Here is a 7,431-nt window from a genome sequence, read left to right as displayed (position 1 = left end):
CCTTCTTAGCAACAGTAAATAATAAGGAGAATAATAGAAAAAGATGTTTACCACTATAACCGGTAAACATCTTTTTTATATCCAGCCCTTTTCTTCCGCAATCGCAATTGCTTCAAGTCGGTTTTTCGCATTTAATTTTGTTAACACATCTGAAATATAATTCCGTACAGTACCAGATGAAAGATACAGTGTCTTCGCAATTTCATTTGCTGTTTTTCCTTCTTTCGCTAATAGAAGTACTTCTTTCTCACGATCTGATAATGGATTTTGTTCTTGCCATAACCCAAACATTAATTCAGGGGAAATCTCTCGTTTTCCTTGCATCACATTGCGAATCGCTGCCGCTAAATCTTCACTTGGGCTATCTTTTAATAAATACCCGTAAACACCCGCTTTCATTGCTCTTTCAAAATATCCTGGACGTGCGAATGTCGTTAAAATCATTACCTTACATAATGATTTTTTCTTCTGCAATGTTTCAGCAACATCTAAGCCGCTTTGAATCGGCATTTCAATATCCATAATACTAATATCTGGCTGTAATGATTCAATTAACTTTAAAGCTTCTTCCCCATTTGCCGCTTGTCCAACTACTTCAATATCATCTTCTAGATCAAGAAGGGCTCCTAGTGCTCCACGAAGCATTCGTTGATCTTCGGCAATAATAATTCGAATCATGCCCTCACCTCATCTTTTCCTGTTCTAATTACGATTGGAACTTTTACCGTTAAAAGCATCCCGGGATGCGTTTCATCTAGTTCAATTGCCCCATCAATAAGTGCAATTCGTTCTTTCATACCGCGAATGCCATTTCCATCATGACCTTGTGCTTGTAACCCCACTCCATTATCTTTCACCTGCAAAATAAGTTCTCCTTGTGCTTCAAATATAGAAACTGTACACATCGATGCCTTACTATGCTTAACAACATTTGTTACAGCCTCTCTTAAACACATACCTAAAATATTTTGTTCAAGCGGTGACAATGCACTAGAACTCGCCTTCTGTTCTACTTCTAGCGTAATATTAGCCGCTTGCAAAATTGCCTTTATTTGTTCAAGCTCTTCCTCTACCGTAATCATCTGCATATCAGAAATTAATTCACGCAGCTGTTTTAAAGCTGTGCGTGATGTTTGTGTAATTTCCTTGGCTTCAAGACTTGCACGCTCCGGATTTTTCGCAATCAACTTCTCAACAAGCTGACTTTTTAGCGTAATAAGAGATAACGTATGCCCTAACGTATCGTGAAGATCTCTTGCGATTCGCTGACGTTCTTCACGCTTTACTAGGTCTTTAATCTGTTCATTTGCTTCGTTTAATTGCATTCTCAACATTTTTTTCTGATTAAAGTTACGCATACCAAATGGTGTAAGAAGCATTAAAATAAACATTGGAACTATATTGACTAAACTTGTAGTTGTTAGCTGCTTTACATACACGAATATAAAAGCTCCAAGCATTACAATCAAAAAACCAAACAACACTCGAAATACTTTTTTAGTTGGTGCAAATCCTATCGCACTTGCAGTAAAAAAGCCAAAAAAGATCATAAAGGGATTATAGAGTAAAGCAAATAGGAATATGAGCACCATTTGAATACACGCCCATAAAATAAACGTCTTTTTCACAAAATAAAGCTGACGGTATGTGATGACAAAAATCATCAGCATACCGCTCCCCATTAAAAGCTTCCATCCTGATACTTGCGTTAAATTATAAATTGGAAATAGTAGATATACAAACCACATATAGGGGAAAAACCCCATATGCTTTGGAAAAATTTCAAACTGCTTCTTCTCGATCATTTATACCGCTTCCTGTCTCTTTCTTATATATATTGATATTACAACAAATATAAGGAAATAACCTCCTAAAATCGCGATATTCTCCCAGCCTATAGATTTCCCCGCTACAATATCCCATGCCCCGCTTCCGAAGTGATATGTTGGTGTCCACTCTCCAATTGTTCTTAGCACCTTTGGAAAGATTTCGATTGGCATCCATAAACCGCCTAGTACTGCTAAACTCATATTTAAAATGTTTGCGAGACCAGAAGCTGCATCTGCCTTCTTAATTGAACCTACAATCGTTCCAAGTGCTAAAAACGGCGTCACACCTATTAATAGCCATAATCCAGCACCAATCCATTGCCCGATCGTTAATTCCACGTTATTGATTAGCATGCCTGCAAGAAAGATCACAAGTATTGAAAAAGCATTTACCACTGTTTGAGAAATAATTTTAGCTGTTAAATATGCTCCCTCTGGAAGTGGTGTAATTTTTAAAAGATGTGTCCATCCCTGCCCTTTTTCTTGAGAAAGTCTCACACCAAAACTAAAAAGTGCTGTTCCTACAATACTGAAAGTAGCCATCGAAATTAAATAGTGCGCTTTCCAAGCATCTCCGTTCTGTGGTACTTGAATGACATTTGTAAAAATGTAATAAAACAGAACTGGCATTAATAATGAGAAAAAGATAAATAATTTATTGCGGAACGTACGTAAAATTTCTATTTTGCATTGCATCCATAAGGCTTTCATGCAATTCCCTCCTTCTGGTTTGCGACAAACTGTTCAAACGCTTCATCAAGACTTCCTCGTTCAACTGAGATATCTGTAACAGGTAAATTCTCTTTATAAATTGCTTGCAACGTAGCATCCGTATCATCTGTTGTGAGAATAACACGCGATTCATGAAACTGTACTGCTGTAACATGCGGTAGCCCCTTCAGCAAGCCTGTCGGAATTTTTTCTTTTGTATAAAATGAAATGGTTTTTCGAGAAATCGTTGCTTTCATTTCCTCCGGAGTTCCATCAGCAATGATTTCTCCGTTTGCAAATAGTAAAATTCGATCTGCTAACGCATCTGCTTCTTCTAAATAATGCGTTGTCAAAATAATCGTTTTCCCTTCACTTGCTAGCTTTCGGATCGTTTCCCAGAAAGCCTTTCTAGACGTAATATCCATTCCGACAGTCGGTTCATCTAAAAATAATAAATCCGGGTTTCCAGCAAGTGCGAGTGCAAAGTTTAATCTTCTTTTTTGACCACCTGATAATTTTTCACAACGCTGCCTTTTTTCCGATTCTAAATTTGATAACTGAAGCAATGTTTCTTTTGCAATTGGATTCGTATAATAGCTGCGAAATAGGTCAATTGCTTCCTCCACTGATATACTATCGATAACACTCACCTCTTGTAGCATTGCACCGAGGCGATTACGAACTGCTCGCCGCTTGGGACTCTTTCCAAATATAGAAACACTTCCTTCTGATGGATCCTTTAATCCAAGCATCATTGAGATTGTTGTTGTTTTCCCTGCACCGTTTGGCCCAAGAAGTGCAACAATCTGCCCCTTCTCCACATGAAATGAAACGTTATTTACAGCCTTTTTATGTTTAAATGTTTTTGAAACACCATTTACTTCAATAATCTTTTCCATCTTGCCACCTCCACTATTCCTTATATTTACATTGTATATATTGGAAGAGATGGAAAACAGTACGATGCGTCATGATGTGAATATGACAATTGTCATAAAGTGAAACTTTAATCAGTGGGGAGATGTATCCCCACTGATTATTAGCCCTCACCAATTCGGCTACGAGCAGTTTATCTCTTACCTAGCTTGCTTTCTCCGAATTTTAAGGTGGGAATATTACTGCCAGCGAATAGCGGGAGAAATACTTACGAAAGAAATTAACCAGTTAATTCCACTTCGAAACTTCAATGGAGATGAGTTAATCGCACGCAAGTAGCAGGACAAAAACAAACATGATACAATCGTATAAGATTTATAATTGAGGAAGGACAGTGGTTTTTTATGATTATTCGTAATGAACAAGATTTGGAAAGTTTACGAAAAATCGGCCGCGTTGTTGCGCTTGCACGCGAAGAGATGAAAAAACAAGCAAAGCCAGGTATGACAACGAAAGAGCTTGATTTGATCGGTAAAAAAGTATTAGATGAGCACGGTGCTATTTCTGCACCTGAAAAAGAATATGATTTTCCAGGTGTAACTTGTATTAGTGTAAATGAAGAAGTTGCACACGGTATTCCAAAAGATCAAGTATTAAAAGAAGGCGACTTAGTAAATGTTGATGTATCTGCGGCACTTGACGGTTATTATGCAGATACAGGTATCTCTTTTGTTCTTGGGCAAGATGAAGAAAAAGAAAAACTTTGCCAAGCAGCAGTAGATGCATTTTGGGCAGCAATGAAAAAAGTAAAAGCTGGTTCGAAACAAAACCAAATCGGTCGTGCAGTTTCTAACTTTGCTCATAAAAATGGCTATGCCGTTATCCAAAACTTAACAGGTCATGGCATCGGTCTTAGCTTACACGAAGCACCAAATCACATTCTAAGCTACTACGATCCAATGGATAATGCACTTCTTAAAGATGGTCTTGTTATCGCTGTAGAACCTTTCATTTCTATGAAAGCTGACCATATTATTGAACGCGGCGATGACGGTTGGACATTTGTAACACCAGATAAAAGCCTTGTTGCACAATGTGAACATACAGTCGTCGTAACACGCGGTGAGCCGATTATCTTAACTGAACTGTAAGGGATAAAAGGAATGTAAGTGGCATTCCTTTTTCTATACAAAAAAGAAGAGAAATCACACTGATTTCTCTTCTTTTCATATGGATGCCTTACATCTACTGATAATTATCATAAAATGTGGAAACATGACAATTATCATGTTCAAAAGGTTCAAGCATAGGAAAAGGAAATCTCACCATAGATTTCTTTTTCTCTACATATTCTAAAGCTTGGGTACACTAGACATGCAATTTAGGGGCTTTCAAAACAAGAAAGCGAACCTTTGTCTAAAATAATAGCACATACATCTTCTCTAAAAATATGCAAATATGCATATGAAATGATCCTACTTTTATTTCTCAACTTGAATTAATTGAARATACAAAAAACAAGAGATAGAATAGAGTCGTTATCCGTCTTCTTTTGTCAGTCAGATAGAATAGAAGAATAGGAGAGGAATATATGAAGAGAACATTGAAACAAAAAATAGTAAGCTCTTTGCTTGCTGCAACACTCGCTGTCAGCTTAGCTCCAATTGGACAAGCAAAAGCTGATTCCCCGTCAGAAACGATCAAAACTCCACCTATTACAGGGCAAGTTGATGCTAACCGTGCAATCGAACACGTCCGTTTTTTATCAGAAACAATTGGCCCGCGCCCTGGTGGAACACAATCAGAAAAATGGGCTTCTCGCTATGTTGGGATGAAATTACAGTCAATGGGATATGAAGTAGAATATCAGCCATTTGCTGTACCCGATCAATATGTGGGATTTATTGATTCTCCTTTATCACGTTCAAAAAACTGGCAAGCAGGCGCTGCTCCGAATGCTTTAATTTCTACTGAGGCTGTTACCGCTCCCCTCATTTTTGTACCAAATGGAACAAACCTAGACGAAATTCCAAATGAGGTAAACGGGAAAATTGTCTTATTTGAAAGAGGTGAAACAGTAACGGACTACAACAAACAAGTAGAAAATGCCGTTGCAAAAGGTGCAAAGGGTGTCCTCTTATATAGTTTAATTGGCGGTCGCGGTAACTATGGACAAACTTTCAATCCAAGATTAACGAAAAAACAGTCAATCCCTGTATTTGGTCTTGCTTATGCACAAGGTAATGCCTTCAAAGAAGAATTAACAAAAAAGGGAAATGCAATCCTTTCTTTAAAAGCACGACATGAATCAAACCTACAATCTCTAAATGTTATCGCGAAAAAGAAACCGAAGAACAGCACTGGAAATGAAAAAGCTGTTATCGTAAGTTCCCATTATGACAGTGTTGCTGGAGCACCAGGAGCAAACGACAATGCCTCTGGAACAGGTTTGGTATTAGAATTAGCTCGCGCATTTCAAAATGTAGAAACTGACAAGGAAATCCGTTTTATTGCTTTCGGATCAGAAGAAATGGGACTAATCGGATCTGAACATTACGTTGACAACTTATCACAAACAGAACGCGATCGTATTTTAGGTGTGTTTAATGCTGATATGGTTGCTACAAGCTATAAGAAAGCAAAAAATTTATATGCAATGACTTCAGATGGATCTACGAATCTTGTAACTGATGCTGCACTAAATGCTAGTAAGCAATTAAATAATGATCTTGTTCTTCAAGGAACATTCGGTTCTAGTGACCATGTACCGTTTGCTTATGCTGGCATCCCTGCAGCTCTGTTCATTTGGATGGGAGTAGATAGCTGGGATCCACTTATCTATCATATTGAAAAGGTATACCATACACCACAAGATAACGTTCTAGAAAACATTTCACCTGAACGTATGAAAATGGCGTTAGATGTCATTGGTACTGGTGTTTATGATGTTCTTCAAAAACCAGCTATACAAACAGGGCAGAAAGCTGCTTAATTATCATCAAAGCCACTCACTCCAAAGTGGTGGCTTTTTTTGTTAAAAAAAAAATAAATATGCATAAAAGCATATTTATTTCAAGGTATTATCATGTATAATACTAAATATAACAATAACTAAATATAACAATAATAATTATACTTGATAAGAACATTTCTATTATTAAAAACAACGATTCTTGCAGGTGTATTAACTTTTGCTGGACAGGAGCTACTGCTGCAACCATTCAAGAACAAAGCTTTACAAAATACTATTTCTAATTTCGCTATAGAAACCCCCCTTCAGGTTGCATTCTTTCCTTCACCTTATCATGAAGTTTTTTTGAATATCTACCTAAAGGGAGTAATATCAATAGTAATTTTTTAAATTTGTCTGCTACTYAGATTACAGTGTAATCAATAATCTAAAGCTTTTTTATTATTTTATTCGTTGACGAGCGAATAGAAGTCCACCTAAAAGGAACAATACCATACCTCCAACAATTGAAATGATTTCCGTGGATGTTCCTCCTGTGTTAGGAAGTAATACTGTCGGCTTATCATTTTCTGTAGTAGGTGGAACTTTTGAATCGTTATTTGTGTTTGGATCTTTTGGATCTGTGCTTGGATCTTTTGGATCTGTGCTTGGATCTTTTGGATCTACGTCCTTGATTTTTGTATTCGTGATGTCATAACCATTCACTTCTGTTTGGTATCCATCTACTTTTTGTTCTTTCACTTCATACTTATATGCCTTTCCTTCGGCATCGTATGCCGCTAAATCTTTGAATTCATATTTCCAACCGCTTGCTTCACTTACTTCTTGTGTCGCAAGCACTTGGCCATTTTGTAGTAAGTCTACTTTGATCATTGCCGGACGATCTTTCGCATTGTCGTCTTTCCATGTCTTCGTTCCTTCTACTTTTGTTTGACCAACCTTTGTATTCGTGATGTCATAACCTTTTACTTCTGTTTGATATCCGTCTACTGCTTGTTCTTTTACTTCATACTTGTATGCCTTTCCTTCGGCATCGTATGCTGC

The 7,431-nt window shown here is 37.3% G+C and carries 7 protein-coding genes; 2 read left to right on the top strand and 5 right to left on the bottom strand.

Annotated elements, in window-relative coordinates:
* Positions 1-75 precede the first annotated feature (75 nt).
* Genes AC1DIT_RS26195 through AC1DIT_RS26180 form a run of 4 tightly spaced genes read right to left on the bottom strand, consistent with a single transcriptional unit; the run spans position 76 to position 3,439 of the window.
* On the bottom strand, positions 76-678 hold the full coding sequence (locus tag AC1DIT_RS26195; RefSeq protein WP_016132462.1) for a response regulator transcription factor: 603 nt from the start codon (positions 676-678) through the stop codon (positions 76-78).
* Entirely contained in the window at positions 675-1,805 is a 1,131-nt protein-coding gene (locus AC1DIT_RS26190; RefSeq protein WP_016112715.1) for a sensor histidine kinase, read from the bottom strand. Before AC1DIT_RS26190 ends, AC1DIT_RS26195 begins: the two co-directional genes overlap by 4 nt.
* Complete coding sequence (locus AC1DIT_RS26185) at positions 1,806-2,540, bottom strand: ABC transporter permease (protein ID WP_016112716.1); 735 nt, start codon at positions 2,538-2,540, stop codon at positions 1,806-1,808.
* Positions 2,537-3,439 carry an ABC transporter ATP-binding protein gene (locus tag AC1DIT_RS26180; protein WP_016112717.1) on the bottom strand — a complete coding sequence of 301 codons (903 nt, stop codon included), beginning with the start codon at positions 3,437-3,439 and terminating at the stop codon, positions 2,537-2,539. Before AC1DIT_RS26180 ends, AC1DIT_RS26185 begins: the two co-directional genes overlap by 4 nt.
* Before the next feature lie 381 nt (positions 3,440-3,820).
* Between AC1DIT_RS26180 and map the strand changes: the two genes are divergently transcribed.
* Together map and AC1DIT_RS26170 are read left to right on the top strand one after the other, a co-directional pair.
* Complete coding sequence (gene map / locus AC1DIT_RS26175; RefSeq protein WP_016112718.1) at positions 3,821-4,567, top strand: type I methionyl aminopeptidase; 747 nt, start codon at positions 3,821-3,823, stop codon at positions 4,565-4,567.
* A gap of 440 nt (positions 4,568-5,007) precedes the next feature.
* Positions 5,008-6,408, top strand: a complete 1,401-nt coding sequence (locus AC1DIT_RS26170; RefSeq protein WP_016112719.1) for a M28 family metallopeptidase — start codon at positions 5,008-5,010, stop codon at positions 6,406-6,408.
* 420 nt (positions 6,409-6,828) lie between these two features.
* On the opposite strand, the gene AC1DIT_RS26165 is transcribed toward AC1DIT_RS26170, so the two are convergent.
* A partial coding sequence (locus tag AC1DIT_RS26165; protein ID WP_476998521.1) for a Cna B-type domain-containing protein occupies positions 6,829-7,431 on the bottom strand: 603 nt, incomplete at its 5' end.

This window comes from Bacillus sp. 05T22 (assembly GCF_056396765.1).
This window is presented reverse-complemented; position numbering and strand designations above follow the sequence as displayed.

What these genes read in the sequence shown, in the direction of transcription:
- AC1DIT_RS26195 (WP_016132462.1), bottom strand. Translation starts at nt 678, where the DNA reads ATGATTCGAATTATTATTGCCGAAGATCAACGAATGCTTCGTGGAGCA.
- AC1DIT_RS26190 (WP_016112715.1), bottom strand. Translation starts at nt 1,805, where the DNA reads ATGATCGAGAAGAAGCAGTTTGAAATTTTTCCAAAGCATATGGGGTTT.
- AC1DIT_RS26185 (WP_016112716.1), bottom strand. Translation starts at nt 2,540, where the DNA reads ATGAAAGCCTTATGGATGCAATGCAAAATAGAAATTTTACGTACGTTC.
- AC1DIT_RS26180 (WP_016112717.1), bottom strand. Translation starts at nt 3,439, where the DNA reads ATGGAAAAGATTATTGAAGTAAATGGTGTTTCAAAAACATTTAAACAT.
- map (WP_016112718.1), top strand. Translation starts at nt 3,821, where the DNA reads ATGATTATTCGTAATGAACAAGATTTGGAAAGTTTACGAAAAATCGGC.
- AC1DIT_RS26170 (WP_016112719.1), top strand. Translation starts at nt 5,008, where the DNA reads ATGAAGAGAACATTGAAACAAAAAATAGTAAGCTCTTTGCTTGCTGCA.